21 protein-coding genes and 1 tRNA gene are annotated in these 25044 nt (G+C 63.8%); 14 read left to right on the forward strand and 8 right to left on the reverse strand.

The window, feature by feature from the left end:
* The first annotated feature begins 332 nt into the window (after positions 1–332).
* The 3 genes from BN2476_RS19220 (at position 333) to BN2476_RS47025 (ending at position 2878) form a co-directional block, all read left to right on the forward strand.
* Positions 333–1478 carry a glycerate kinase gene (locus tag BN2476_RS19220; protein WP_087735750.1) on the forward strand — a complete coding sequence of 382 codons (1146 nt, stop codon included), beginning with the start codon at positions 333–335 and terminating at the stop codon, positions 1476–1478.
* A 63-nt stretch (positions 1479–1541) separates the two neighbouring features.
* On the forward strand, positions 1542–1997 hold the full coding sequence (locus BN2476_RS19225) for a MarR family winged helix-turn-helix transcriptional regulator (RefSeq protein ID WP_087735751.1): 456 nt from the start codon (positions 1542–1544) through the stop codon (positions 1995–1997).
* 668 nt (positions 1998–2665) lie between these two features.
* Complete coding sequence (locus BN2476_RS47025; protein ID WP_087735753.1) at positions 2666–2878, forward strand: hypothetical protein; 213 nt, start codon at positions 2666–2668, stop codon at positions 2876–2878.
* A 192-nt stretch (positions 2879–3070) separates the two neighbouring features.
* Here the strand turns inward: BN2476_RS47025 and BN2476_RS19240 are convergent.
* Positions 3071–3157, reverse strand: a tRNA-Leu gene (locus BN2476_RS19240).
* 279 nt (positions 3158–3436) lie between these two features.
* Here BN2476_RS19240 and BN2476_RS19245 point away from each other — a divergent pair.
* The gene (locus tag BN2476_RS19245) at positions 3437–4270 is read left to right on the forward strand and encodes a squalene/phytoene synthase family protein (protein ID WP_087735754.1); all 834 of its coding nucleotides are present in this window, start codon (positions 3437–3439) and stop codon (positions 4268–4270) included.
* A 12-nt stretch (positions 4271–4282) separates the two neighbouring features.
* On the opposite strand, the gene BN2476_RS19250 is transcribed toward BN2476_RS19245, so the two are convergent.
* Positions 4283–5461 (reverse strand): DUF1501 domain-containing protein, encoded by a 1179-nt coding sequence (locus BN2476_RS19250; RefSeq protein WP_087735755.1) that lies wholly within the window; start codon positions 5459–5461, stop codon positions 4283–4285.
* A 97-nt stretch (positions 5462–5558) separates the two neighbouring features.
* Complete coding sequence (locus tag BN2476_RS19255; protein ID WP_087735959.1) at positions 5559–5894, reverse strand: hypothetical protein; 336 nt, start codon at positions 5892–5894, stop codon at positions 5559–5561.
* A gap of 229 nt (positions 5895–6123) precedes the next feature.
* Between BN2476_RS19255 and ompR the strand changes: the two genes are divergently transcribed.
* From ompR to BN2476_RS19275, 4 genes are all read left to right on the forward strand, one after another.
* A complete protein-coding gene (gene ompR, locus BN2476_RS19260) occupies positions 6124–6858 on the forward strand; it encodes an osmolarity response regulator transcription factor OmpR (RefSeq protein ID WP_007585880.1) in 735 nt (244 codons plus the stop codon).
* Between the two features lie 43 nt (positions 6859–6901).
* Positions 6902–8251 carry an ATP-binding protein gene (locus BN2476_RS19265; protein ID WP_087735756.1) on the forward strand — a complete coding sequence of 450 codons (1350 nt, stop codon included), beginning with the start codon at positions 6902–6904 and terminating at the stop codon, positions 8249–8251.
* Between the two features lie 292 nt (positions 8252–8543).
* A complete protein-coding gene (locus BN2476_RS19270; protein WP_087735757.1) occupies positions 8544–9092 on the forward strand; it encodes a peroxiredoxin in 549 nt (182 codons plus the stop codon).
* Positions 9093–9168: 76 nt separating this feature from the next.
* Entirely contained in the window at positions 9169–9693 is a 525-nt protein-coding gene (locus BN2476_RS19275; RefSeq protein ID WP_087735758.1) for a carboxymuconolactone decarboxylase family protein, read from the forward strand.
* Positions 9694–9821: 128 nt separating this feature from the next.
* Here the strand turns inward: BN2476_RS19275 and ispF are convergent, their stop codons facing one another.
* The gene (gene ispF / locus BN2476_RS19280; protein WP_087735759.1) at positions 9822–10301 is read right to left on the reverse strand and encodes a 2-C-methyl-D-erythritol 2,4-cyclodiphosphate synthase; all 480 of its coding nucleotides are present in this window, start codon (positions 10299–10301) and stop codon (positions 9822–9824) included.
* A 72-nt stretch (positions 10302–10373) separates the two neighbouring features.
* Positions 10374–11084, reverse strand: coding sequence for a 2-C-methyl-D-erythritol 4-phosphate cytidylyltransferase (gene ispD, locus BN2476_RS19285; RefSeq protein ID WP_087735760.1), 711 nt, complete (start codon positions 11082–11084; stop codon positions 10374–10376).
* Between the two features lie 235 nt (positions 11085–11319).
* Here ispD and mfd point away from each other — a divergent pair, with 235 nt between their 5' ends.
* The 5 genes from mfd (at position 11320) to mscL (ending at position 19339) form a co-directional block, all read left to right on the forward strand.
* A complete protein-coding gene (gene mfd / locus BN2476_RS19290) occupies positions 11320–14808 on the forward strand; it encodes a transcription-repair coupling factor (protein WP_087735761.1) in 3489 nt (1162 codons plus the stop codon).
* Positions 14809–14821: 13 nt separating this feature from the next.
* A complete protein-coding gene (locus tag BN2476_RS19295; protein WP_087735762.1) occupies positions 14822–16000 on the forward strand; it encodes a M20 family metallopeptidase in 1179 nt (392 codons plus the stop codon).
* A 198-nt stretch (positions 16001–16198) separates the two neighbouring features.
* Positions 16199–17446, forward strand: coding sequence for an acetylornithine deacetylase (argE, locus tag BN2476_RS19300; RefSeq protein WP_087735763.1), 1248 nt, complete (start codon positions 16199–16201; stop codon positions 17444–17446).
* 83 nt (positions 17447–17529) lie between these two features.
* Complete coding sequence (locus tag BN2476_RS19305; protein ID WP_087735764.1) at positions 17530–18549, forward strand: threonine/serine dehydratase family protein; 1020 nt, start codon at positions 17530–17532, stop codon at positions 18547–18549.
* 340 nt (positions 18550–18889) lie between these two features.
* Positions 18890–19339, forward strand: a complete 450-nt coding sequence (mscL, locus tag BN2476_RS19310; RefSeq protein ID WP_087735765.1) for a large conductance mechanosensitive channel protein MscL — start codon at positions 18890–18892, stop codon at positions 19337–19339.
* 143 nt (positions 19340–19482) lie between these two features.
* Here mscL and BN2476_RS19315 read toward each other — a convergent pair whose 3' ends face one another.
* The 3 genes from BN2476_RS19315 to BN2476_RS19325 form a co-directional block, all read right to left on the reverse strand.
* The gene (locus BN2476_RS19315; protein ID WP_087735766.1) at positions 19483–21474 is read right to left on the reverse strand and encodes a hybrid sensor histidine kinase/response regulator; all 1992 of its coding nucleotides are present in this window, start codon (positions 21472–21474) and stop codon (positions 19483–19485) included.
* Positions 21475–21555: 81 nt separating this feature from the next.
* A complete protein-coding gene (locus tag BN2476_RS19320; RefSeq protein ID WP_087735960.1) occupies positions 21556–22047 on the reverse strand; it encodes a response regulator in 492 nt (163 codons plus the stop codon).
* Positions 22048–22234: 187 nt separating this feature from the next.
* Complete coding sequence (locus BN2476_RS19325) at positions 22235–23854, reverse strand: sensor histidine kinase (RefSeq protein WP_087735767.1); 1620 nt, start codon at positions 23852–23854, stop codon at positions 22235–22237.
* Between the two features lie 598 nt (positions 23855–24452).
* On the opposite strand from BN2476_RS19325, the gene BN2476_RS19335 reads away from it, so the two are divergent.
* Positions 24453–24953 (forward strand): hypothetical protein, encoded by a 501-nt coding sequence (locus tag BN2476_RS19335; protein WP_087735769.1) that lies wholly within the window; start codon positions 24453–24455, stop codon positions 24951–24953.
* Positions 24954–25044: the final 91 nt, after the last annotated feature.

The raw sequence follows: 25044 nt of genomic DNA on the forward strand, positions 1-25044 counted from the left end.
GCACAGTTTGGGTCAGAGAGCCAAATATTCTAGCAAACTATTCGCGCGCCTAGCCGCGATTCGCTGTTTCGAGGATTTCGAGCAGCCCCCCCACGCCGATCTGCCCCATCGCGCAGTCACCCGACGTGCTTTTGCCTTGTCCTGACGCACGCAGCATCTGTGAGGCAAAGTCAATTCTGCCTATACCTTCCGGTATATTCAGTCGCGCACCGCATGCTGATAAGCTTCACCACAACCTGATACGCTGCTGCGCGCGCAGATGCGCTCGGGCCGCTCCACATCGCATCGCGTGATCGCGTCGATGGCTTCCATTCCAACTCAACAGAGACACCATGCCGAATACGCCGTCCGCGCCCATCGTCGTCATTGCACCCGACTCATTCAAAGGCTCGCTCTCGGCCGAGCAGGTCGCGCAGTCCATCGCGACGGGCATCCTGCGCGCGCGAGCCGATGCGACCATCCGCGTCTGCGCGATGGCGGACGGCGGCGAAGGCACGCTCGACGCCATGCTCACGCGCGGCGGCGAGCGCCGCATGCTCACGCTGCGCGGCGCGGCGGGCCCGTCGCGTGAAGCCGCAACGGGACTCCTCGCCGATGGCAGCGCGATCATCGAAACGGCGGAGATCGTCGGCATTACAGATCCTGTCGGCATGGGCGTCCCCGTCGAAAAGCGCGGCACGCGCGGCATGGGCGAAGCAATCCGTTCGCTGCTCGACGCGGGCGTGCGGCGGTTCTTCGTCGCGCTAGGCGGCAGCAGCACGAACGACGGCGGCGCGGGTCTGCTCGTCGGTCTCGGGCTCAAGCTGTTCGATGCGCAAGGACATGAGCTCGACCCGACGCCCGAGCAGCTCGCGCAACTGGCGCGTGTCGATGCATCGGGACTCGATGCGCGTCTGCGCGAGACGACGTTCATTGGCATGTCGGACGTCGACAATCCGCTGACGGGCGACCATGGCGCTACGGCAATCTTTGGTCCGCAGAAAGGCGTGACGCCGGAGCAGGTTGCGATCATCGACGCAGCCCTCGCCCGCTTTGCCGACCTCGTCGAACCGGCGATGAATCGTGTGGCGCGCAACGAGCCTGGCGCGGGCGCGGCGGGCGGCCTCGGCTTCGCGCTGCATATGCTGGGCGCCGAATTCGAGCCGGGCGCGGAAGTCGTTGCGCGCGAGATCGGTCTCGATGCCGCGCTCGAAGGCGCCAACTGGCTCATCACGGGCGAAGGCCGCTCAGACGTGCAGACGCTGCATGGCAAGGCGCCTTTCATCGCCTGCCGCCATGCGCGTGCGGCGGGCGTGCCGGCCACGCTGCTATCGGGTGCCGTCGACCCCACAGCGTTGCCGAAACTTGCCGAGCACTTCAGCGGATGCTTCTCGCCGGCCCCCGGTCCCATCACGCTCGAAGTGGCGATCCGCGACGCGGCCACCCTTCTTGCGAACGAAGCCGAGCAGATGACGCGACTAAGGTATGGCCCGCGTTGACCGCGCGAGCGGATGCAGCAACAATCACATCGCGGGACTGCATCCACTCACAACAGGAAGACCATGAAGGCCTCCGATAAAGCCGGACTCGAACAGTTTCTGACGTATCGTCTGCACGTGCTGAATAAACTTTCCGAGCGGGGCATCAGCGAACGGTATATGGCCAGGCTGGACGTGACGCTGCCCGAAGCGCGCGTGATTGCCTCGGTCGGATCGTTCGGGCCGTTCTCGATCATGGACCTCGCGCGCCACGCGAACCTCGACAAAAGTCAGGCGAGCCGCGCAGCCGAAGCGTTGATCAGACAAGGACTCGTACAACGCGAAGCGAGCGCGCAGGATGGCCGTGTCGTGCTCGTCTCGCTGACGACGGAAGGCCGCGCCCTGTATCGCAAGATAATGCCCATCGCGCGCAAGTGGAACACCGATCTGTTCGACTGCCTCGACGATCGCGAAAAGATCGCGCTTAGCGAAGCGCTCGACAAGGTAATCGAAAGCGCGATCGCGAGAAACGCCGAATAGCAGTCTGACGAAGCACCTCAGGTCAGGCTGCGAGTTCGAGCCTGTCGATCGACGGCGCATTGGTTGCGCCGTTGACTTCGCCGCTTCGTAATTCCTTAAACACTCATTCACAAGCCATCGGGCCGGCATAGGTGTCCGACGGCAGTGCCTTCGTGCGCCTGCAAAGCTTGCGTCGATTCTGTAACGCCGCGATGGACTAATCATGCCGATCCCGCGCAGCCGAGATCCGCAACGATGTGCATCGCTTCTTCGGCGCGTACCGAAGTGTCGTCGGAGTCGTGATACGCGACTCTCGTGCAACCGAGCGCGAACAGACGTTGTTGTTTTCGATGTCCGCTTGCAAACAGCCAACGGCGAGGCCCGCGGTCGTATGCGTGTGCATTCACGCAATGTGTATTGGGCAGTGCGCGATGGGTGATGGATTGCGAAGTGCATGAAGAAGCGGCAAAGATTCAAAGGATGCACAGTGTGCTATCCGGCTTGTTTGCCATCTACGCCCATCGCCTTTTTCCCGTGCGCCAGACATATCACGGATCATGCGCATCGCGTCCGCGCAGCCTGGAAGAGATCTCGTTGCACCCGCAACGCAATCATAAGACCTGCGACGAATCACCCTATAAACGAAGCGCGAAACGCGTTGCACAGCATCGAGGTTGAAGGAAATCGTAATGCTGACTTGCTACGATGACAGTCGCTTTTTCTCTGACTTCGAGGATCGAAAAATGAAGAAGGTTGTTCTGGCGCTGATCGCCGCAGCCGCTGGTTTCGCCGGGATGTCGTCGGCGTTCGCGTATGACCATCATCCCGTGTGCCACAAGGGTACACGTGCATCATCACTGGGAGAAGCGCTGCCACTAAGCAGCGACGAACCGTCAGTGTGATGGCCGATGCCCCGCCCTCGTGCGGGGTTTTTTGTGCCCGTCGTTTTCCGGTTCGAGGCGTCGTCGCGCGCCATGTTCATCGCGCGCAGTATTGCGGCGGAATGCGCATGGCAGAGCGCGCGGTGCAAAAACAAAAAACCCCGCCGGTCAGCGACGAGCGGGGCTTTCTACATGGTGCTGCGTAAAAACAAGTGGTGCGAGGAAGGGGACTCGAACCCCTACACCCTTGCGGGCGTCAGGACCTAAACCTGGTGCGTCTACCAATTTCGCCATCCTCGCAGCCGGGCGTTGCCGCAAACCTGCAGCGCCCGATATTTCGCCGGCGGCCGGACGCTGCGTTTTTTCACTGCAATGTCATTCGCGCGGAGGACTCTGAACGTGTCGTAAAAGACCCGCTGGAGCCGCGAACGTCCGCATTGAAAAGCGCGTCCGAAAGCGTAAGCGCGAGATTCTAACCGATTGGTCTGCGCTTGTCTGCATCTGTCGAATACCGTCAATGCTACAATTTTCGGTCTTTTGCGCACAGCTGTGTGCGCCCGCATTCCCCAAGCGAATCCAGTGAATTTCGACGAATATTGCCTGCAAAAAGCGGCGCCTCCCGGTTCGAGCACTTACTACGCGCTGCGCCAGGCGCCCATCGCGCGGCAACCGCTGCTCACGGCGCTGTTTGCGCTGCGCCGCGAGTTCGAAGAAACCGTGAAGGAAACCACCGACCCCACCGTGGGCCGCACGAAACTCGCCTGGTGGCAGAAGGAGGCGGCCGCGCTCGTCGCCGGTGAGCCGACGCACCCCGTATCGCAAGCGCTCGCCGCGCATTTGCCCGACGTGCAGGCCGAGTACCCGGCGCTGCAAGCCATGATCGCGGGCTTCGAGATGGATCTCGACCAGGCCCGCTACCTCGATTACCCGAATCTGCGTCGCTATATGGCTGGCGTCGGCGGCACGTTTGCGTCGGTGGTTGCGCGCGCGACGGCGCGCGATCCGTCGCAGGCATCATCGTGGGCCGCGCCACTCGGCGAGGCGCTGATGCTCGAGCAGATCGTCGTGGAACTCGGCAACGACGCGCGCCACGGACGCATCTACATCCCCATCGACGAAATGCAGCGCTACAACGTGACGGCTGCCGACCTGATCAACCGCAAATACACGGATGCGTTCACGGAACTGATGCGCTTTCAGACGACGCGCGCCCGCGATGCGATTCGCAAGGCGCTCGATGGTTTGCCCGCGGGCGAGCGTCATTCGCAGAGCACGCTGCGCGCGTTGGCGGCGCTGGCGCTGGCGCTGCTCGACGAAATCGAGCGCGACGGTTATCACGTCCTGCATCAACGCATTGCGCTCACGCCGATCCGCAAGCTGTGGGTCGCGTGGCGAGCGGCGCGCAAGCATTGACGTCGACGCGTGTCAGGCACGCAGCAACGGCAGCGGCTTCACGTCGTCGTGCAAGATGCCTCGTGTCTCCAGCCCCCAGAACGGGCCGAGCACGGTCGCATACAGCCGTCTGAAGTCGATCTCGACAGGCAGTTGGCCTGTGCCGTCGAGTCGCGCGAGATCGGGAGACTGTCCGTACAGGCCTCCCCTCACCCGCCCGCCCATCATGAAGTGCGAGGCGGCGCCGCCGTGTTCGGTGCCGCGCGCCGGGTTCTCGCGGGCGGACCGGCCGAACTCCGAGTACGTGATGATCAGCGTATCGTTCCAGCGGCCGCGCCGTACGAGTTCCGCGTGAAGCGTCGCGCAACCCTGTGCCAACTGTTCGAGCAGCACGGCATGGCGCTCGGACTGGTTGGCGTGCGTATCGAAACCATCGAGCGTCACGCGGATCGCGCCGTATGAACCCTGCTGCGCGCCGACGACCGCAGTGCGCGACGCGGCCTCGATCGAGTCGAGAAACGTCGCCGGGCGCGATGGCGGTGCGAACGAGGCATTGAAGAGGTCGCCCGTCACGCGATCGTCTTCGGCCAGGTTCACGTTGGTTCGATTGAAACAAGGTGCGTCGTCGGGATCTGGGACATGCGTCCATGCGTCGTGCGATGCATGAGCAAACGATAAACCCGCAAACGGCCCTGCCTCGACGCTGCCGAATATGGCAGCCGCCGCGCGGGCGTGCGACACCCGCCACTGCGCGAATGCGCGAGCCAGCCAGCCGTCGCGCCGATAAACATTGGCGCGCGAGCCCGTGTCCCAGATTTCCATCGACCGGAAATGCGACGGGTTCGCTTGCGCACAGCCGACGCCTTGCACGACGGCAAGCTGCCCGCTGCGCCACAACGGCAACAGAAGACGCAACGACGGATGCAACGCGATGCGCTCGTCGAGCGCGATCACCTGATCGCGCGCAACGGCGATGCGCCTGCGAAGCGCGTAGTAAGCGGGATCGGCAAACGGCACGACGGTATTCAATCCGTCGTTTCCGCCTTTCAGTTCGATCAGGATGAGCAGTTTGCCGCGACGGCTCGCGGCCGTTGCACACGCATCCGGTTGCGACGGTACACCGCTCGTCGGGACAGACGCACTGAACGCGCGGGGCATCGACAGCGCAGCGCCCGTTGCAGCCGCCATCGAAAGAAACTCGCGTCGTTTCATCCACGCCTCACGAGAGGTATCGCGTGTGCTTCGCCAAGGACGCAGCCGCCGCGCAAGAGTGCGCACGGACGCGCAGCACGCGCAAGGCAAAAACCTGTCAGCGCTTGTACAGTTCGCGTACGGCGTCTTCGATGTGCTGCCGCAGCAGACGCCTTTCTTCCGGCGTCATATGCCCGTCGCGCCGGCGTTGATCGAGATCGGGCGGCACGGCGGCGGCGCGGACGATGGCGTCGGATGCGGGATGGTCGGCGTTGGGATTGCGCGGTTGACGCACGGTGCGCATGTGCGGACGCTGGATTGGGCGCGACTCGGCTATACGTTCTGTCGAAGATTCGGCATGCGCGGAGATGGGACCCGCAGCGCTCACGAACATGATCGCAACTGCCACTGCGATCACGCTCAGGCGCATGTTCGGCCAGACCCCTCCCTTCATCTTGTTCCCTTCGTGGCGCGGCAACCGGCAACCTCAGATACGTGTAATGACTCCGGCTTGAAACCGGGCGCAAGAGCCTTATTCGAGTGAAGTATCTACCGAACTGGCGCAAACAGTAAAGGAGTGTAAGCGCCAAGGCTTTACGTCGTGCCACAGGCCCGGTAAATTTTGTAACTGACTGTTACGCGATAATTGCTACAAACTCGCACCCTATTCTAATCGCGCTAAGATGCCGACCATGGAAACCAAAAACCCTTCGAAAATCCTCGTCGTCGACGACGACCCGCGTCTGCGTGACCTGCTGCGCCGTTATCTCGGCGAGCAGGGCTTTAACGTTTATGTTGCCGAAAACGCACCCTCGATGAACAAGCTGTGGGTGCGCGAACGTTTCGATCTGCTGGTGCTCGACCTGATGCTGCCGGGCGAGGACGGTCTCTCGATCTGCCGCCGCCTGCGCGGCAGCAACGATCGTACGCCGATCATCATGCTCACCGCCAAGGGTGAAGATGTCGATCGCATCGTCGGCCTGGAAATGGGCGCCGACGATTATCTGCCGAAGCCATTCAATCCGCGCGAACTCGTCGCACGCATTCACGCGGTGTTGCGCCGCCAGTCGCCGTCCGAGTTGCCGGGCGCGCCGTCCGAGACGTCGGAAGTGTTCGAGTTCGGCGAGTTCGCGCTGAACCTCGCGACACGCACGCTCACCAAGGCCGGTCAGGAAATTCCGCTGACCACGGGCGAATTCTCGGTGCTCAAGGTGTTCGCGCGCCATCCGCGTCAGCCGCTGTCGCGTGAAAAGCTGATGGAGCTTGCGCGCGGCCGCGAGTATGAAGTGTTCGACCGCAGCCTCGACGTGCAGATTTCGCGTCTGCGCAAGCTGATCGAGCCCGATCCGGGCAGCCCGCGTTTCATCCAGACAGTCTGGGGTCTGGGCTATGTCTTCATCCCCGACGGCGCAGCCTAAGCCTGCCGTTGCAGTTCCTCCTCCTCGTCGACAAGAAGGTCGCATGCGGATCGACCGGCGCCTCCTGACGCTCGCGTTCGGCGGCCTTTTCTGGCGCACGTTCCTGCTGATCGCGCTGCTGATCGCGGTCAGTCTCGCCGCATGGTTCCAGAGCTTCCGCGTGATCGAGCGCGAGCCGCGCGCGCAGCGCGTGGCGCTGCAGCTCGTCGCGATCGTGAAGCTCACGCGCACCGCGCTCCTCTATTCCGATCCCGATCTGCGGCGCGCGCTGCTGCAAGACCTGGAAAGCAATGAGGGCGTGCGCGTGTATCCGCGCGAAACCACGGACAAGTACAAGCTGCAGCCTGACGAGTCGCTCAACCGGCTGATCGAACATGACATACGCGGGCGGCTCGGCGACGACACGATCATCGCGCAGTCCGTCAACGACATTCCCGGCGTATGGATCAGCTTCAAGATCGACGACGACGATTACTGGGTCGCGCTCGACCGCGATCAACTGGATAACGTGACGGGCCTGCAATGGGCCGGCTGGGGTATCTTCGCGCTCGCGCTATCGCTATTCGGCGCGGCGTTCATCACGAGTCTGGTGAACAGGCCGTTCGCGCGGCTGGCGCTAGCTGCGCGCAAGGTCGGCTCGGGCCAGGCGCCCGAGAAGCTGCCTGAGCGCGGCATGGGCGTCGCTGCGGAAACGAATCGAAGCTTCAACCAGATGGTCCAGGACCTGGAGCAGCTCGAAGCCGACCGCGCGCTGATGCTCGCCGGCATTTCGCATGACCTGCGCACGCCGCTTGCCCGTCTGCGTCTGGAAACCGAAATGAGTCCTTCGGACCAGGCGACCAAGGACGCGATGATCGACGACATCGAGCAGATGGACATGATCATCGGGCGCTTCCTCGATTACGCGCGCCCTGTTCAGAGAAATCCGGAGCCGGTCGATCTTTCCGTGATCGCGGGAGAGCTGGCCGCGCGCATGTCGAGCGAAGACGGCATGCGGCTGGTCACGCGGCTTGCTCCCTCTGCTGTGATCGAGGCGGACGAGACGGACATCCGTCGAGTCGTCGGCAATCTGATCGAGAACGCGCGCAAATACGGCCTTTCCGAGGACGACGGCATTCCGCGCGTGATCCTCGAAACGCGGGTGTCGCATTCGCGGGTCGAACTGTCGGTCGTCGACGAAGGTCCAGGCATTCCCGAGGACCAGCTCGCGCTCGTCACGCGGCCGTTCTACCGCGTCAACTCGGCGCGGACGCAGGCCAACGGCACGGGTCTCGGCATGGCGATCGTGCAGCGCCTGGTGGGCCGGTATCGCGGCGCATTGCGGCTGCGCAACCGCACGCCGCTGCCCGGCCTCGAAGTGACGATCGAGTTTCCGCTCGCGAAGAGCGTCTGACCGGTTCGGGCACGACGCCGCCAGAAGGCAGAAGTCAGGCGGCGCCCCAGCGCCGTTTCCCACTGCCGCTTTTTTGGGCAAAACCTGTTCCCGAAACCAGTGCAAAACGCTCGTTCCAATATGGGCTATCGGCGTCTTCGAGAAAATCTATCCGAATCAGTAGATAAAAACTATTGATCCGATCGCTCAATAGAGTTATAGTTTGGACTGTGTAACGCGTTCGTTACAGCCAGCAGGTAGTTTGAGCAGGTTGTTTTCGAATCTCATTTGCCAATTCACAAGGAGCAAGCGCATGAAAACTGTCGGCGATAAACTCGAAGCTTTCACCGTCACCGCTGCAAAGCCGGGTTTCAATAACCACGAAGAAAACGGCGTGTCGGCGTTCGAAGAAATCACCGAATCGTCGTTCCCGGGCAAGTGGAAGATCATCTATTTCTATCCGAAGGACTTCACGTTCGTTTGCCCGACGGAAATCGTCGAGTTCGGCAAGCTGCAGAAGGACTTCGCAGAGCGCGACGCCGTTCTGCTGGGCGGCAGCGTCGACAACGAATTCGTCAAGCTCGCATGGCGCCGTGAGCACAAGGACCTGAACAAGCTGAACCACTATGCGTTCGGCGACGTGAAGGGCGAACTGATCGACCAGCTCGGCGTGCGCGACAAGGAAGCAGGCGTTGCACTGCGCGCGACGTTCATCGTCGATCCGGACAACACGATCCAGCACGTTTCGGTGAACAACCTGAACGTCGGCCGTAATCCGGAAGAAGTCCTGCGCATTCTGGACGGCCTGCAGACGGACGAACTGTGCCCGTGCAACCGCGCAGTCGGCGGCGCAACGCTGTAAGTACGTGCAGTCGAAAGCCCGCTAAGCTTGAAAAGGCCAGCGGGCTTTTTTATCGGCAAAATGATAGGAGATATCAATGGAATTCATCGCAGCGATTAAGGAATGTATTCCCGACTACGCTAAAGACATTCGCCTGAATCTCGATGGCACGATTGCGCGCTCGTCGCTGGAAGGCAACGATGCTGTCGGCGTCGCGCTGGCCGCCGCGTTCGCTGCGAAGAGCCCGAAGATCATCGCCGCGATCCGCGAAGCGGGCGTGCTGTCGCCGGAAGAAGTCAACGGCGCGCTGACGGCCGCCGCGCTGATGGGCATGAACAACGTCTGGTATCCGTACGTCGAGATGACGGGCAACGCCGATCTGAAATCGCAGCCGGCCGGCTTGCGGATGAACGCTTACGCGTCGCATGGCGGCGTCGACAAGCGCCGCTTCGAGATGTACGCGCTCGCGGCGTCGATCATCGGCAAGTGCCATTTTTGCGTGAAGTCGCACTTCGATACGCTGATCAACGAAGGCATGAGCTCGACGCAGCTGCGCGACGTCGGCCGGATCGCGTCGGTGATCAACGCGGCTGCGCAAGTGATCGTCGCTGAAGGCAAGTAAGGGCGCGCGAGCCATAAGCGCTTGCCCACGAAAAAACGCCACGCGATGCGTGGCGTTTTGCGTTTCGACATACGGCTTCGACGTACGGCTGCGTACGGCCGTTGGACGTACGCGCGATGAGCCCAGACTCAGCCGCGCAGCAACAGGACAGCGGCTTGCGCTTCGATCCCCTCGCCTCGCCCGAGATAGCCGAGCTTCTCGTTGGTCTTCGCCTTCACGTTGACGCGCTCGATAGGCAGGTTCAGGTCTTCCGCGATATTCGCGCGCATCCCGTCGATATGCGGCGCGAGCTTGGGCGCCTGTGCGATCACCGTGCTGTCGACGTTCTGAATCGCGAAGCCTGCCTTCGCAATGCGCGCCGCGCACTCGCGCAGCAGCACGCGGCTGTTCGCGCCTTTGAATTCGGTCGCCGTATCGGGAAAGTGACGGCCGATATCGCCGAGCCCGGCTGCGCCGAAGAGCGCATCGGTGATCGCGTGCAGCAGCACGTCCGCATCCGAGTGGCCAAGCAGCCCGCGCTCGTACGGAATCGTCACACCGCCGATGATGAGCGGCCGTCCCGGCACCAGTGCGTGTACGTCGTAGCCTTGTCCGATTCTCAAATCCATATGCGTGGGGTTCCGTGATGTCGTGAAAGCGTTACTGCGAAGGAGCTCCGATCGGGCGACGGCGCACGCCGCTCAGCCCGCGGCGCCGCGGCCGAGAATCGCCTCGGCCAGATCGAAGTCTTCGGGATATGTGACCTTGAAATTGCGCAAGCTGCCCTGCACGAGCTTCGGCGCGTGGCCGGACCATTCGATCGCGCTCGCCTCGTCGGTGAGATCGTGGCCGTCGCTCTGCGCGCTCAGGATCGCCTCGCGCAACATGCCGATGCGGAACATCTGCGGCGTCTGAGCCTGCCACAGGCCGTCGCGCGGCTCGGTGTGATCGATGCGATTGTCGGTGCCGCGCGCGACGCGCTTGAGCGTATCCGCGACGGGCAGCGCCATGATGCCGCCCACGCCGTCGTCCTTCAGCGCGCTCACGAGCGCACGGATCAGCGCGGGCGTGATGCCCGGACGCGCGGCGTCGTGCACGAGCACCCAGTCGTCGTCGTGCGCGCCGAACTGCGCGAGCGCATGCAGCCCGTTGAGCACGGACGCCTGCCTCGATGCCCCGCCGCAGCGCTGCACGGCAAAGCGCAGCCTGCCGAAGCGGCGCGCATCGAAGTGCTGGTCGTCGGGCGCGAGGACCACGAGCGTCTGCGCGAACTCGCTGCACGCGTCGAACGCGGCGAGGGAGTAATACAGCATGTCGCGGCCCGCGACGGTTCGATATTGCTTGGGCATCGGCGCGCCGGAACGGCTGCCGGTGCCGGCGCACGGAATCAGGGCAAACAGGCGGGAAGTCACGGAAAGGACGCGGCGCAGTTCAAAGTGAAGGACGGATTTTATAATAGGTCCTCGGCACGCATGCCCCGACACGCGTAAACTTGCCGCTCGTGTTCCGCCAGCGACACGCCTTCGAGGCGTCCGCCGGCGCAGTCCATTGGCCGGGCGCGTCACGTGCCGATGGTCTCACGCTGGTAATCGACTGGTCGCTCATCCGCGTCACCCTTCGCGTCACCCCAAAGGCCGTTTCACTTTTATGCCCGACATCGCCGCATCCACGCAGTCCTTCACTGAACCGCCCGTCGCGCTGGTCAAGGCCGGCCAGCGTTTCGTTTTCGACGGCACGCACGGCTCGTCCGATGCGCTGCTGATCGCCCGCTATCACCTCGCCTACCGGCAGCAGATGCCGCTGCTTGCCGTCGTCTGCGCGAGCGCCGTCGATGCGCAGCGGCTGTCGCAGGAACTCGCGTTCTTTGCGCCGAATGCGCGCGTCCGTCTGCTGCCCGACTGGGAAACGCTGCCTTACGACTCGTTCTCGCCGCACCAGGATCTGGTGTCCGAGCGCCTCGCGACGCTGCACGATCTCGGAGAAGGCCGTTGCGACATCCTGCTCGTCCCCGCGACGACCGCGCTCTACCGGATGCCGCCCGCGTCGTTCATGGCCGCGTACACGTTTTCGTTCTCGCAGGGCGAGCGGCTCGACGAGGCGAAGCTCAAGGCGCAACTGACGCTCGCCGGCTACGAGCACGTGAGCCAGGTCGTGCGGCCGGGCGAATACTGCGTGCGCGGCTCGCTGATCGACCTGTTCCCGATGGGCTCGCCGCTGCCGTACCGGATCGACCTGTTCGACGATCAGGTCGACTCGATCCGTGCGTTCGATCCCGACTCGCAGCGCAGCCTTTATCCCGTGAAGGACGTGCGGCTCTTGCCCGGCCGCGAGTTCCCGTTCGACGAAGCCGCGCGTACCGCATTTCGCAGCCGCTGGCGTGAAGTGTTCGAAGGCGATCCGAGCCGCGCGTCGATCTACAAGGACATCGGCAACGGCGTGCCGTCGGCGGGCATCGAATACTATCTGCCGCTCTTCTTCGAAGAGACGGCGACGCTCTTTCACTATTTGCCCGAAGGCGCGCAGCTCGTGTTCGTCGGCGACCTCGACGGCTCGATACGGCGCTTCACCGCCGATACGAAGCAGCGCTACAGCTTCCTGTCGCATGACCGCGACCGGCCAATTCTCGAACCGCAGCGGCTCTTTCTGTCGGACGAAGATTTCTTTACGTTCGCGAAGCCTTTCGCGCGCCTCGCGCTGCCCGGCAACGCGGGCGGCGGCTGGGCCGTGCCGGTGCCCAATCTGGCAATCGACCGTCACGCCGACGACCCCGTGTCGGCGCTGCGCGCGTATCTCGACACGACGCCGAACCGCGTGCTGTTCGCGGCCGAATCGGCGGGCCGCCGCGAGACGATCGCGCAACTGCTCGCGGAAAACGAACTGCGCCCCGCTTCCGTCGACAGCTACGAAGACTGGCTGACGGCCGACGCGCGCTTCACGCTCGGCGTCGCGCCGCTCGCGAACGGCTTCGCGATTCCCGGCGAAGGTGCGGCGATCATCACCGAAACGGAGCTGTACGGGCCGCTCGCGCGCCGCGCGGGACGCCGCCGCCAGGAACAGGCGAGCAACGTCGATTCGATGGTGCGCGACCTGTCGGAGCTGAAGGTCGGCGACCCGGTCGTGCACTCGCAGCATGGCATCGGCCGGTATATGGGCCTCGTGACGATGGACCTCGGCGAAGGCGAGACCGAGTTCCTGCACCTCGAATACCAGGGCGACAGCAAGCTCTACGTGCCCGTCGCGCAGCTGCACGTGATCTCGCGCTACAGCGGCGCCGATCCGGAAAGCGCGCCGCTGCACGCGCTCGGCTCCGGCCAGTGGGAAAAGGCCAAGCGCAAGGCCGCGCAGCAGATCCGCGACACGGCCGCCGAGCTGCTGAACCTGTACGCGCGCCGCGCCGCGCGCGAAGGCCACGCGTTCAAGCTCGATCCGCGCGACTACGTGAAGTTCGCGGAGAGCTTCGGCTTCGAGGAAACGCCCGACCAGGCGGCCGCGATCGCCGCCGTGATCGGCGACATGACGAGCGGCAAGCCGATGGACCGCCTCGTGTGCGGCGACGTCGGCTTCGGCAAGACGGAAGTCGCGTTGCGCGCGGCCTTCATCGCGGTCATGGGCGGCAAGCAGGTCGCGCTGCTCTCGCCGACCACGCTGCTCGCCGAGCAGCACACGCAGACCTTCAGCGACCGCTTCTCCGACTGGCCCGTGCGCATCGCCGAGCTGTCGCGCTTCAAGACCGGCAAGGAAGTCAGCACCGCGATCCAGCAGATCAACGAAGGCAGCGTCGACATCGTGATCGGCACGCACAAGCTGCTGTCGTCGGATGTGCAGTTCAAGCGGCTCGGGCTCGTGATCATCGACGAAGAGCACCGCTTCGGCGTGCGCCAGAAGGAAGCGCTGAAAGCGCTGCGCGCCGAAGTCGACGTGCTGACGCTCACCGCGACGCCGATTCCGCGCACGCTCGGCATGGCGCTCGAAGGACTGCGCGACTTCTCGGTGATCGCGACGGCGCCGCAAAAGCGGCTCGCGATCAAGACCTTCGTGCGCCGCGAAGAAGACGGCGTGATCCGCGAAGCGATGCTGCGCGAACTGAAGCGCGGCGGCCAGGTGTACTTCCTGCACAACGAAGTCGAAACGATCGAGAACCGCCGGCAGATGCTCGAAGCGCTCGTCCCCGAAGCGCGCATTGCCGTCGCGCACGGCCAGATGCACGAGCGAGAGCTCGAACGCGTGATGCGCGATTTCGTTGCACAGCGCGCGAACGTGCTGCTCTGCACGACGATCATCGAAACGGGCATCGACGTGCCGAGCGCGAACACGATCCTGATCCACCGCTCGGACAAGTTCGGCCTCGCGCAGCTGCACCAGTTGCGCGGACGCGTCGGCCGTTCGCATCACCAGGCGTATTCGTATCTGCTCGTGCACGATCCGCAGGGCTTGACCAAGCAGGCGCAACGGCGGCTCGAAGCGATCCAGCAGATGGAAGAACTGGGCGCGGGCTTCTACCTCGCGATGCACGACCTCGAGATTCGCGGCACGGGCGAAGTGCTCGGCGACAAGCAGTCGGGCGAGATTCACGAGATCGGTTTCCAGCTTTACACCGACATGCTGAACGACGCCGTCAAGGCGCTGAAAAACGGCAAGGAGCCGGACCTCACATCGCCTTTGGCGGCCACGACGGAGATCAATCTGCACACGCCCGCCATTCTGCCCGCCGACTATTGCGGCGACGTGCAGGAGCGTCTCTCGCTGTACAAGCGCCTCGCGAATTGCGAGCACAGCGATTCGATCGACGGCATTCAGGAAGAGCTGATCGACCGCTTCGGCAAGATGCCGCCGCAAGCGCATGCGCTCGTCGAAACGCACCGTCTGCGTCTCGCCGCGAAGCCGCTCGGCATCTCGAAGATCGATGCGGGCGAAGCCGTCATTGGCTTGCAGTTCGTTCCGAATCCGCCCATCGACGCGATGCGGATCATCGAGATGGTCCAGAAGCACAAGCACATCAAGCTCGCGGGCCAGGACAAGTTGCGCATCGAGACGCGCAGCCCCGATTTCTCGGTGCGCGTCGCGACGGTCAAGGAAACGCTGCGCGCGCTCGGCACGCCGGCGAAGGGCGCGGCGGACCAGCGCGTCGCGTCCTGAGCGCACTCAACGCATGACGGGCACGAGCGACACGGCATCGATCGCCGATCTGCTGACGGCGCTCGTGCGCATCCCGAGCCGAGGCGGAATCGATGCGTGCGCGCCCGTGCTCGGCTGTATCGAAGCATGGTGCCGCGCGCATCAGGTCGCGACGCGCCGGCTCTCCGGCGATGACGGCGAACCGCTCGGCCTTTACGCGGAAATACGAGGCACAGCCACCGCGCAGCGACGTCCGTACTATCTGCTCAACGCGACGCTCGACACAGCGAGCTTCGGTGACGAATCCGCGTGGACGTACCCGCCCCTCGGTGCGCAGATCGTGGACGGCTGGCTGCACGGCCGTGGCAGCGCGGATAGCAAGGCCGCCGTCGCGATCTTCGCGCATCTGGCCGCCGCGCTCGCACGGCGCACCGACGAATTCGCCGGCACGCTCGGCGTGCTGTTCGATCTCGACGAGCACACGGGCCGTTTCGGCGGCGCCCGCGCCTTCTTCGATGCCGCCGACGCGCCCCGGCCCGACGGCGTGTTCATCGGCTATCCGGGCATCGATCGCATCGTCGTGGGCGCGCGCGGCTTCATCCGGGCACGGCTCGTCGTGCGCGGCATCGCTGCGCATTCGGGCGGCAGTAGCGCGCGCGGCCTCAATGCGGCGATACGCGGCGCCCATCTCGCCGTCGCGTTGAACAACGCGAAGCTGCCCATCGATCACGCATTCGAACGCCCCGCGCAACTCACCGTGACGGGCATCCGCGCGGGCGACGGCACATTCACGAGCGTGCCGGATCGTTGCGAGCTGAGCGTCGATTGCCGGCTCACGCCGCGCTTCGATCAACGCGAAGCGCAACGCTGCATTGCTGAGATCGTCCGCGTTCACGATGCGGGCTACGACGCATCGCTCGCGACGTCGATCGAGTGGATCGCGGGCTGGCCCGCGTATCGCGTGGATGCCTCGCATCCGATCGTCATGGCGCTATATCGCGCGGCACGAGACGAACTCGGTGTGGAACCGCCGTGCGCCGTCGCGGGGCCATCGAACATCGGCAACTATCTCGCGTCGCTGGGCGTGCCCGCGCTGTGCGGGTTCGGCGTGCGCTGCGAGGGCATTCACGCGACGAACGAACGAATCGAACTTTCGAGCATCGCGCCCGTCTATCGCGTCTACGAACGCGCGTTGCTTGCGCTGCTGGACTGACGGTCGACGCGTCAAACAAGGTCAAAGCAGGTCAAGGCCAGTCGAAGTCCCAGGCGCTGACGGAAGCGCTTCCATTGCCCGCCAAATGAATGCTGCACCGCGCAAAGCCACGCCCCGCAAGCACCTGGCGCATCGAGCTTTGGATTATTAAGTGCTTTTTGGGTATCATCGAATGACACACAAGCTGGAGCCAAGGTCATGTCACAGGTCGCTGAACAAGCGCTGTCCGCACAAACGTCTTCCTCTTCCGCTGTTGCCTCCAACGCTTCGTCTCCTGCTTCGCTTCCCTGGGTTGAACGCCTCGTGTCGATGGACACGGTCAGCCGCAATCCGAATCTCGGCCTGATTGAAACCGTGCGCGACGCGCTGCGCGAGCGCGGCATCGAAGCGACGCTCACGCACGACGACAGCGGCAAATGGGCGAACCTGTTCGCGACGATTCCGGCGCACGACGGCGAGACGAATGGCGGGATCGTGCTGTCGGGTCACACGGATGTTGTGCCCGTCGACGGCCAGCAATGGGACAGCGATCCGTTCCGGCCGGAAGTGCGCGGCGACAAGCTCTACGGGCGCGGCACCTGCGATATGAAGGGCTTCATTGGCGCGGCGCTGACGCTCGTCCCGCAGATGCAGCAGACGAAGCTCGCGAAGCCGATCCACCTCGCCTTCTCTTTCGACGAAGAAGTGGGCTGCGTGGGCGCGCCGTTGATGATCGCGGACCTGATGAAGCGCGGCGTCAAGCCGGACGGCTGCATCGTCGGCGAGCCGACCAGCATGCGGCCCATCATCGCGCACAAGGGCATCAACGCGTACCAGTGTTGCGTGCGCGGCCAGGCGGCGCACTCGTCGCTCACGCCGAAGGGCTTGAACGCGATCGAGTACGCGGCGCGGCTCATCTGTTTCATCCGAGACATGGCCGATCAGTTCCGCGAGCGAGGTCCGTTCGACGAACTTTATGACGTGCCGTTCACGACGGCGCAGACCAGCACGATCAAGGGCGGCAATGCGATCAACACAGTACCCGCCGAATGCAGCTTCGAATTCGAGTTCCGCAATCTGCCGACGCTCGATCCCGAGCCGATCTTCGCGCACATCGACCAATACGCGCGCGAGACGCTGCTGCCGAAAATGAAGCGCGAGCACGAAGCGGCCGCGATCGAGATCACGAAGATCGCCGCGGCGCCCGGACTCGACGCATCGGAACAGGCGGCCATCACGCAACTCGTGCGCGCGCTCACCGCCGATCAGGACAAGCGCAAGGTCGCCTACGGCACGGAAGCAGGTCTGTTTTCGCGCGCGGGCATTCCGAGCATCGTGTGCGGACCGGGCGACATCCAGCAGGCGCACAAGGCCAACGAGTTCGTCACGCTCGAGCAGCTCGCGCAGTGCGAACGTTTTCTGAGCAAGTTCATCCATAGCATGTCGGTCGACGCGCACGCGCATTGACGCAAGCCACGCATCACAACAAGCGACGACAACCGACGACAAGACATCGAACGCGGACCTCCCCCACAACGAGTACGCACGCCATGTCCACTGCCACGCAGCACTCCGACCGCACGATCGACGGCGAGCCGATACCGACGCTCGACGACATCGCCTCGCAGCATTTCGCGTTGACACCGTGGGTCGTGCGAACGCCCGTGTTCGACCGGATGGATTTCCCGACGCTCGAAGGCACGCTGCTGAACTTCAAGTTCGAGCTGCTGCAGGCGGGCGGCAGCTTCAAGGCGCGCGGCGCGTTCACGAATCTGCTCGCGCTCGACCCGGGGCAGCGCAGCGCGGGCGTCACCTGCGTGTCGGGCGGCAATCATGCCGTGGCCGTCGCGTATGCGGCGATGCGCATGGGCATCAGCGCGAAGGTCGTCGTGATGCATGCGGCGAATCCCGCACGCATCGCGTTGTGCCGCAAATATCGCGCGGAAGTCGTCATCGCCGAGAACGTGACGGATGCGTTTGAAATCGTGCGGCGCATCGAAGCCGAGGAAGGCCGCTACTTCGTGCATCCGTTCAACGGCTATCGCACGGTGCTCGGCACCGCGACGCTCGGCTACGAATGGGCGACGCAAACGCCGGACCTCGATGCGGTGATCGTGCCCGTCGGCGGCGGCGGACTCGCGGCGGGCATCTCGACGGCGCTGCGGCTCGCCAATCCGCGCGTGCACGTATACGGCGTCGAACCGGAAGGCGCCGACGTGATGAACCGCAGCTTCGCTGCGAATCACACGGTGAAGATGAGCCACATGCATTCGATCGCCGATTCGCTGATGGCGCCGCATACGGAGCAATACAGCTACGAGCTGTGCCGCCGCCATGTCGACCGTCTCGTCACCGTCACCGACGACGCGCTGCGAGGCGCAATGCTCACCCTCTTCACGCAACTGAAGCTCGCCGTCGAGCCCGCATGCGCCGCGGCCACGGCCGCCCTGCTCGGCCCGTTGCGCGAGCAACTGCAAGGCAAGCGCGTCGGCGTGCTGCTATGTGGGACGAATACCGATCCCGTGTCGTTCGCCGCGCATATCGAACAGGCGCGAGCCGTGGAAGTTTGATGGGCTTTCCTTGATGTGGCCGTATCGATGAGCGCGCTGTCATCGCGCGTTCACGCTGCGCGCTTTCTTTCGCTAGCGCTTCAATGCGCATTCCTTGCGCCTGATTCTTGAGCCTGATTTTTGCGTTCGGTTGCCGGCGCGTTTGTCGAATCGACGTGTCATACGACGTGCCATCGGCCATGGCATGCGCAGGCTTCGACAATCGGCGTCATCGTGCTGCACGGGCAGGACAATCGCTTCCTGCGTTCTGCCGCGGCGCATTGCGATTAATCCCCAAATGATTTCCCGCTGCGCCGAACGTTGGCTATCATGTCGCCATCGACTTCAAGGAGAACTGCCGATGAGCCTCGTCACGGAATTCAAGGAATTTGCTCTCAAGGGCAACGTAATGGACCTCGCTGTTGGCGTGATCATCGGTGGAGCGTTCTCGACGATCGTCAATTCCGTCGTGAAAGACCTGATCATGCCGGTCGTCGGCGTTGCGACGGGCGGCCTCGACTTCTCGAACAAGTTCGTCCTGCTCGGGCACATACCGCCCAACTTCAAGGGCAATCCCGATTCGTACAAGGATCTGCAAACGGCGGGCGTCGCTGCATTCGGCTATGGCTCGTTCATCACGGTCGCGATCAACTTTGTGATTCTCGCCTTCATCATCTTCATGATGGTCAAGTTCATCAACAAGCTGCGCGCCCCGGCGCCCGCCGCGCCCGAAGCGCCGCCGCCCACGCCGGAAGACGTGCTGCTGCTGCGCGAGATCCGCGACTCGCTGAAGAATTCGCCGCGTAGCTGACCGCGTGCGAGCGACGCGGCGCCGCTTCGGTGCCGCGTGCAAACGACACATGACGCGAAGGGCCTGTTGCGTACATCGATGCGCAACAGGCCCTTCGCTTTTTATCGAATGCTCTTTATCGAATGCGTGTTCGACGCACGCGCCTAGCCCGTTCTGGTCTCGCCTGCATTCTTCTGCGCTTTCGCCGCCGCCGCGCCCTCGATCACCTGTTCGAGCTGCGAGAAGTTGACGGGCTTCGTCAGATGCGACGTGAAGCCCGCTTCGAGGCATCGGCGAATATCTTCGTCACTGCCGAAGCCCGTTAGCGCGACGGCGGGCGCATCGTCGCGCTCGCGGAACGCCTTGATGAAATCGAGGCCCGTGCCGTCCGGCAAGCCGACGTCGCTGACGATCAGATCGAACGGCGCGCTCTGCGTCGCGGCGAGCGCATCGGCGATGCGCCCGACGACGGTCACTTCATGGCCCAGCGTGCGCATCAGTTGCGCCATCACTTCCGCCGTGTCCGCGTGATCTTCGATCAGCAGGATCGTGAGGCCGCCTGCCGGCTGCACGCTGGCAGCGACAGGCGCAGCGGGTTCGGCGAGCCGCTCTTCGGCCGTCGGCAGCGTGATCGTGAACGTCGCGCCGCAGTGCGCGCCCGGACTCTGCGCGGTGACGGTGCCGCCATGCGCATCGGTGAGCGCCTTCGTGATCGCGAGCCCGAGTCCCAGCCCGCCGAACTGCCGCGACATGTTCTGGCTGCCCTGCTCGAACGCGTTGAAGAGCTTGCCGATCTGCTCGGGCTCGATGCCGACACCCGTATCCTCGACCGATATTTGCACATGCATTCTTTCGTCGCGCGTGCGCACGAAAATATGTCCGCCGTCCGGCGTGAACTTCGCTGCGTTGCGGATCAGGTTCCACAGCATCTGCTGCAAGCGCGCGCGATCGGCCAGCACGTAGTGATGTTGCGCCGTCTTGCTGACATGCACGTCCTGCTGGTTGGTCTGGATCTCGCTGCGAAACAGATCGAGCACGCTGTCGATCACTTCGTGCACATCGACCGTTTCCAGCGACAGCCGCAGCTTGCCGTTCGCCACGCGCGTGAGATCGAGCAGATCGTCGATCAGGCGCGCTTCCAGCTCGACGTTGCGGCGAATCATCACGACGCCCGAGCGTACCGCTTCGGGGAGGTCCGGCATCATTTCGAGCATGCGCGCGCCCGCGAGAACAGGCGTCAACGGCGTGCGCAATTCATGCGACAGCATCGCAAGAAAACGGTCCTTCGAACGGTTCGCTTCTTCCGCAGCCTGTCGCGCGGCCTGTTCGGAAGCGAGCAGCCGTTCGCGATCCTCGATGGCTCCGCGCTGCGAATGGATGTCCGTGCAACTGCCGAACCATTTGCTGACCGTGCCGCTCGCGTCGCGCACAGCGGCAATGCGCGCGTCGAACCATCGATACGCGCCGTCGTGGCGGCGAATGCGCAATTCGTGGCGATAAAAGGTGGCGTCGCTGCGCACCGTCTTGAGCCAGGTGCGGCGCACATCTTCGCGGTCGTCGGGGTGCACGGCGTCGAGCCACGCCAGCCCGAGCGCATTCGCACCGTCGAGGCCCGTGTAGTCGACCCACTGCTTCGACAGAAAATCGCAGTCGCCATTCGCGTTGCAAGTCAGCACGAGATGCGGCAGCGCTTCGGACAACGTGCGGTAATGCGCCTCGCGCTCGCGCAACAGCAGCGCTTCCGCGGACGCCCGTTGCAGCCGCACTTGCGACAACACGCGTTCGACGGCTTCGGGCAAATAGTCGAGATAATCGCCCGCCTTCGGCACGACATCGGACACGCCGGAACGCAGCGCTTCGATCACACGCGATTCGTCGGTGAAGCCGGTGACGAGTATCGCGGGAATGCGTACGCCCTCGTGGCGCAAACGCCTGAAAAAATCGAGCCCCGTCTCCGCGCCGTCGAGTTGATAGTCGAGCACGATCAGGTCGGGCGCGTTCGCGGCGATCGCGCGATGCGCGCTTTCGACGCTGTTGCAGAGCTCGACGCGGCAGCCGGCGCGCTCCAGCGATTTGCGCGCAAGCCGCAAGATGCCCTCGTCGTCGTCGACGACGAGCACGTGCGCGGCGAGCGGCGTGGATCCGTCTTCAGTCATGCCAGATGATCAATCGTCAATTGGACTGCTTGCGGCACGGACTGCCCATGATGAGCGAGCACTGCGTGCCCCTTCGTGCATTCACGCAGACGCGTAGCGTTGCCCCGACGGCAGCTTCACGACCTGCAGAAAGAAGCCGAGCCGCCGCACGGCTTCGATGAACGCATCGTATTCGACCGGCTTCGTGATGTAGACGTTGCAACCCGATTCATAGCAACGTTCGATTTCGCGCGGATCGTCGGTGGTCGTGAGCACGATGACGGGCATCGACGCCGTCGACGGCGTTTCCTTCAGACGGCGCAGCACTTCAAAGCCATCCACGCGAGGCATCTTAAGGTCCAGCAGCACGACGTAATTCGCGAGATCGTCGCGTGATGGACGGCCGCTCGCATGATCGCCAGGCGTTTGCTCGCCGAAGAAATAGTCGAGCGCCTCCTGACCGTCCGCAAAGCGTATGAATCCGTTTGATATGCCGGCACGCCGCAGATTGCGTTCGACGAGCGTCGCGTGTCCGTCATCGTCTTCGATCAGCACGATGCCAATCGACTTACCGACCGCTTCCCCGTGTGACATTGTTCCCTCCGGCGCGCTTGCATTGCGCATCGCGCGTTTGTCACGACCTTCTCCGATTCCGCGTCAACCAGTACGACTCAATGCACGCCATTATGCGTTGCTCAGCTTACGACTTCTTGCACTGCACTTCTTGCACTGCGCCATGCAGCGATCGAGCGATGCCGCATCGCACGCATTTGCGTATCCGTCAGCCCCGCAACGGCTGATCGGGCAGCGTGACAAAGAACGTCGAGCCCGCGCCCTCCGCCGATTCGACCCACACGCGTCCGCCGTGCCGTTCGACCATGCGGCGCACCAACGCGAGTCCGATGCCCTCGCCCGGCGCGACATTGCCGTGCAAACGCTGGAACGCGCGAAACACTTTCGGCATATACGCGGCTGGAATGCCCATGCCATTGTCGCGCACAAAGTAGGTGCGTGTTCTTTGCGGCGACGCCATCGCGCTGTTTTCATGCATGGCATCGGCCGCATCGAGTGCGCCTACTTCGATATGCCCCGGCCGCGCCGGATCGAGAAAGTTGATCGCATTGGCGATCAACTGGCTGAACATCTGCTCGATCGCGGCAGGGTCGCCCCATACCGCCGGCAATTCGCGCACGACGACCACGGCTTCGCGCTCGTCGATCCTCTTTTGCAGTGCATCGACGGCCCGCGCGACAGCACGGTCCACGCTCACGCGCTGCCAGTGATATTCGAGCCGCCCGGCGCGCGCGATGCGCAGCAGCGCATCGATGATAGCGGCCGCGCGCGTCACCGACGAGCGCACGAAACGCAGCGACTCCTGCACATCGCCGTCGAGCACATCGGCAAGCCGCTTGCGTTCGTCGGCGGGCAGGCGCGCGTCGACAATCGTCGCGCGCAGTTCATCGCACGAAACCTGCAGTTCCTTCGAGAATCCCTGCATGTTCACGAGCGGCGAACGCAGATCGTGCGACACGCTGTAGATGAACAGCTCGTTGTCCTGTGTCTCCTGGTGCAATGTTTCGTTGACGCTCGCCAGTTCCGCCGCGCGCGTCTGCAGCGACGCCTGGAGCGCCGCCTGATTCAGATCGGCTGCTCGCAGCAGCGCGCTCGTGCGGTGCAGCGCGGCATCGAGCGCGGCGATTTCGTCGTTGCCCGCGAGCGGCGCCGGCAACGGCTTGCCGCTGCCGAGCCGTCGCGCGTTCGACGCGAGCACATTCAGCCGCCTGCCAATGCCGCGCGCGAACGCGAACGCCGTCGCGGCCCAGATCAGCATCGAGCCGAGCACGGCGCCCACCCGCGCGATTTGCTGGCGCGTGCGAGTCTGCGCGAGCGTCGCATTATGTTCGGCTTCGAGCCGCGTCGCTTCGTCGATGAATGCATGCAGCTCGTCGCGAAAGCGCACCGCTTGCGCGGGCAATGCACCCCCTTCGAGGGTGGCGAAGGGCTTCATCGTCGCGCCCGTGCGCAGCGATTGCGCAACCGACATCGCCTGTTGGCGATAGCTGTCGACGGCTTCGCGCATCTGCTGCACGCGCTCGGCCTGCTCGGGTGTGTCCGCAACGGCCTCTTCGAGCCGCGTCAGCCGCTCGGAGAGATCGACCCACGCCGCATGACGATCCATGAACGACGGATCGCCTGCGACGATGCCCGCGCGCACACGAGCCACTTGCCGCAACATCGGGTTTTCGAGGGATGCAGCCTGATACAGGATCTGCCTGCTGTTCGACGAACGTTCGACGGCCTGCGCGGTTTGTTCCTGCATGTCGAACACGACGCCTAGCAGCGCCAGTTCGACGGCACTCGGTAACGCGATCAGCAGCAGGCCCTTTGTGAACAGTTTCATCTACGCATCGCGCGATGGCGGCGGAAACAGCGAGAACGGCGGAAAGCAGCGGGCGTGGCGCACGAGCAGCAGCGATACGTTTCGCGCATCGAACTGTCAGCACGCCTCTTGCATCACGGGCGACCCGCACGTGCGAGCAGGCACGACGACGGGCATGCGGAACCCGCACGAATCATGAAACGCGCGCATTCATCATGCGCAGCATGTGAAGCGTGGAACGTCGACACGCACCATGCGCCATTGATGATTTCACTCATGCGCTCCGCTGATCGACTCGACACAGTGCCGTGCGCCGCGGCCGAAGCCGCGCCGCGACTGGGACCGGGCCATTATCGACGGGCACAAAAGATATTTCAACGTGCGCACAGAAGGGGCTGGCGCACACAAAAATGTCTTTTTTTACGGTGCCGGAAACACGTCGCGCGTGGGTGAGTCTATTATTGAGACCAGATGCACAGGGGATGCGAAAGCGCACGGCGACGCGATTCGGCCTGGTTCGCACGGGACGATGGAGTGAGACAGACGAATCACCGTGTATCCGGCATTTTCGTATGCTATAAAAGATCGACGTGCGGCGCGCGAAGCCGGGAGTGGTCGCATGAGGACGCTGCGTTTCTTGCAATTCTTTTTCAGGCGAGTTTTTATGTCCTTCCCGAAAAAGCGCAGGCGCGCGAAGGTGGACGGCGACGAGTCGTTCCTCGCTGTGCTGCGGCACTTCAAGCCCTTCGGTCAACTCGATACCAAGATTGCGCGCGCTCGCGCGCAAGACGAGCCGGTGCTCTACGCACATGTGCTGCCAGGGCTCGATGTCCTGTTGTGCAGCGTGCGCGGCGCGCAGCCGCCCTATCCCGCTGTCGCCGAGTTACGCCGCCGCTGCATCGAATCCATTGCGAATGCGCTCGAACAGCCGCTAGACGGACTGGAGAACGGCGGCTACTGGTACGAGGCCGACGGTTTCGGTTTTCTCGTATTCGCGAGCCGCGCGCGAGCGCGCATCCTGCCGGAATTCGGCGCGACGCGCGCCACGGCCGCGGGAACGCGGCGCGGTGTGCGGCGTCAGGATGCCGCCGGCGACGCGACGCCTCGCTCGCTGCGCTAGATCCGCAGAACTCACGAAACACGGCCGCGAAATTCGCGGCCGTGGTGTTTTCGCGCGCTGCTGCTCTGCTCCTTTATTGCACAGCGCTCGA

It is taken from the genome of Paraburkholderia piptadeniae (genome assembly GCF_900007165.1).
Lineage (GTDB): Bacteria > Pseudomonadota > Gammaproteobacteria > Burkholderiales > Burkholderiaceae > Paraburkholderia > Paraburkholderia piptadeniae.

Coding starts and splice junctions, on each gene's coding strand:
- BN2476_RS19220 (WP_087735750.1), top strand. CDS start 333: ATGCCGAATACGCCGTCCGCGCCCATCGTCGTCATTGCACCCGACTCA.
- BN2476_RS19225 (WP_087735751.1), top strand. CDS start 1,542: ATGAAGGCCTCCGATAAAGCCGGACTCGAACAGTTTCTGACGTATCGT.
- BN2476_RS47025 (WP_087735753.1), top strand. CDS start 2,666: ATGCTGACTTGCTACGATGACAGTCGCTTTTTCTCTGACTTCGAGGAT.
- BN2476_RS19250 (WP_087735755.1), bottom strand. CDS start 5,461: ATGAAACGACGCGAGTTTCTTTCGATGGCGGCTGCAACGGGCGCTGCG.
- BN2476_RS19255 (WP_087735959.1), bottom strand. CDS start 5,894: ATGAAGGGAGGGGTCTGGCCGAACATGCGCCTGAGCGTGATCGCAGTG.
- ompR (WP_007585880.1), top strand. CDS start 6,124: ATGCCGACCATGGAAACCAAAAACCCTTCGAAAATCCTCGTCGTCGAC.
- BN2476_RS19265 (WP_087735756.1), top strand. CDS start 6,902: ATGCGGATCGACCGGCGCCTCCTGACGCTCGCGTTCGGCGGCCTTTTC.
- BN2476_RS19270 (WP_087735757.1), top strand. CDS start 8,544: ATGAAAACTGTCGGCGATAAACTCGAAGCTTTCACCGTCACCGCTGCA.
- BN2476_RS19275 (WP_087735758.1), top strand. CDS start 9,169: ATGGAATTCATCGCAGCGATTAAGGAATGTATTCCCGACTACGCTAAA.
- ispF (WP_087735759.1), bottom strand. CDS start 10,301: ATGGATTTGAGAATCGGACAAGGCTACGACGTACACGCACTGGTGCCG.
- mfd (WP_087735761.1), top strand. CDS start 11,320: ATGCCCGACATCGCCGCATCCACGCAGTCCTTCACTGAACCGCCCGTC.
- BN2476_RS19295 (WP_087735762.1), top strand. CDS start 14,822: ATGACGGGCACGAGCGACACGGCATCGATCGCCGATCTGCTGACGGCG.
- argE (WP_087735763.1), top strand. CDS start 16,199: ATGTCACAGGTCGCTGAACAAGCGCTGTCCGCACAAACGTCTTCCTCT.
- BN2476_RS19305 (WP_087735764.1), top strand. CDS start 17,530: ATGTCCACTGCCACGCAGCACTCCGACCGCACGATCGACGGCGAGCCG.
- mscL (WP_087735765.1), top strand. CDS start 18,890: ATGAGCCTCGTCACGGAATTCAAGGAATTTGCTCTCAAGGGCAACGTA.
- BN2476_RS19315 (WP_087735766.1), bottom strand. CDS start 21,474: ATGACTGAAGACGGATCCACGCCGCTCGCCGCGCACGTGCTCGTCGTC.
- BN2476_RS19320 (WP_087735960.1), bottom strand. CDS start 22,047: ATGTCACACGGGGAAGCGGTCGGTAAGTCGATTGGCATCGTGCTGATC.
- BN2476_RS19325 (WP_087735767.1), bottom strand. CDS start 23,854: ATGAAACTGTTCACAAAGGGCCTGCTGCTGATCGCGTTACCGAGTGCC.
- BN2476_RS19335 (WP_087735769.1), top strand. CDS start 24,453: ATGAGGACGCTGCGTTTCTTGCAATTCTTTTTCAGGCGAGTTTTTATG.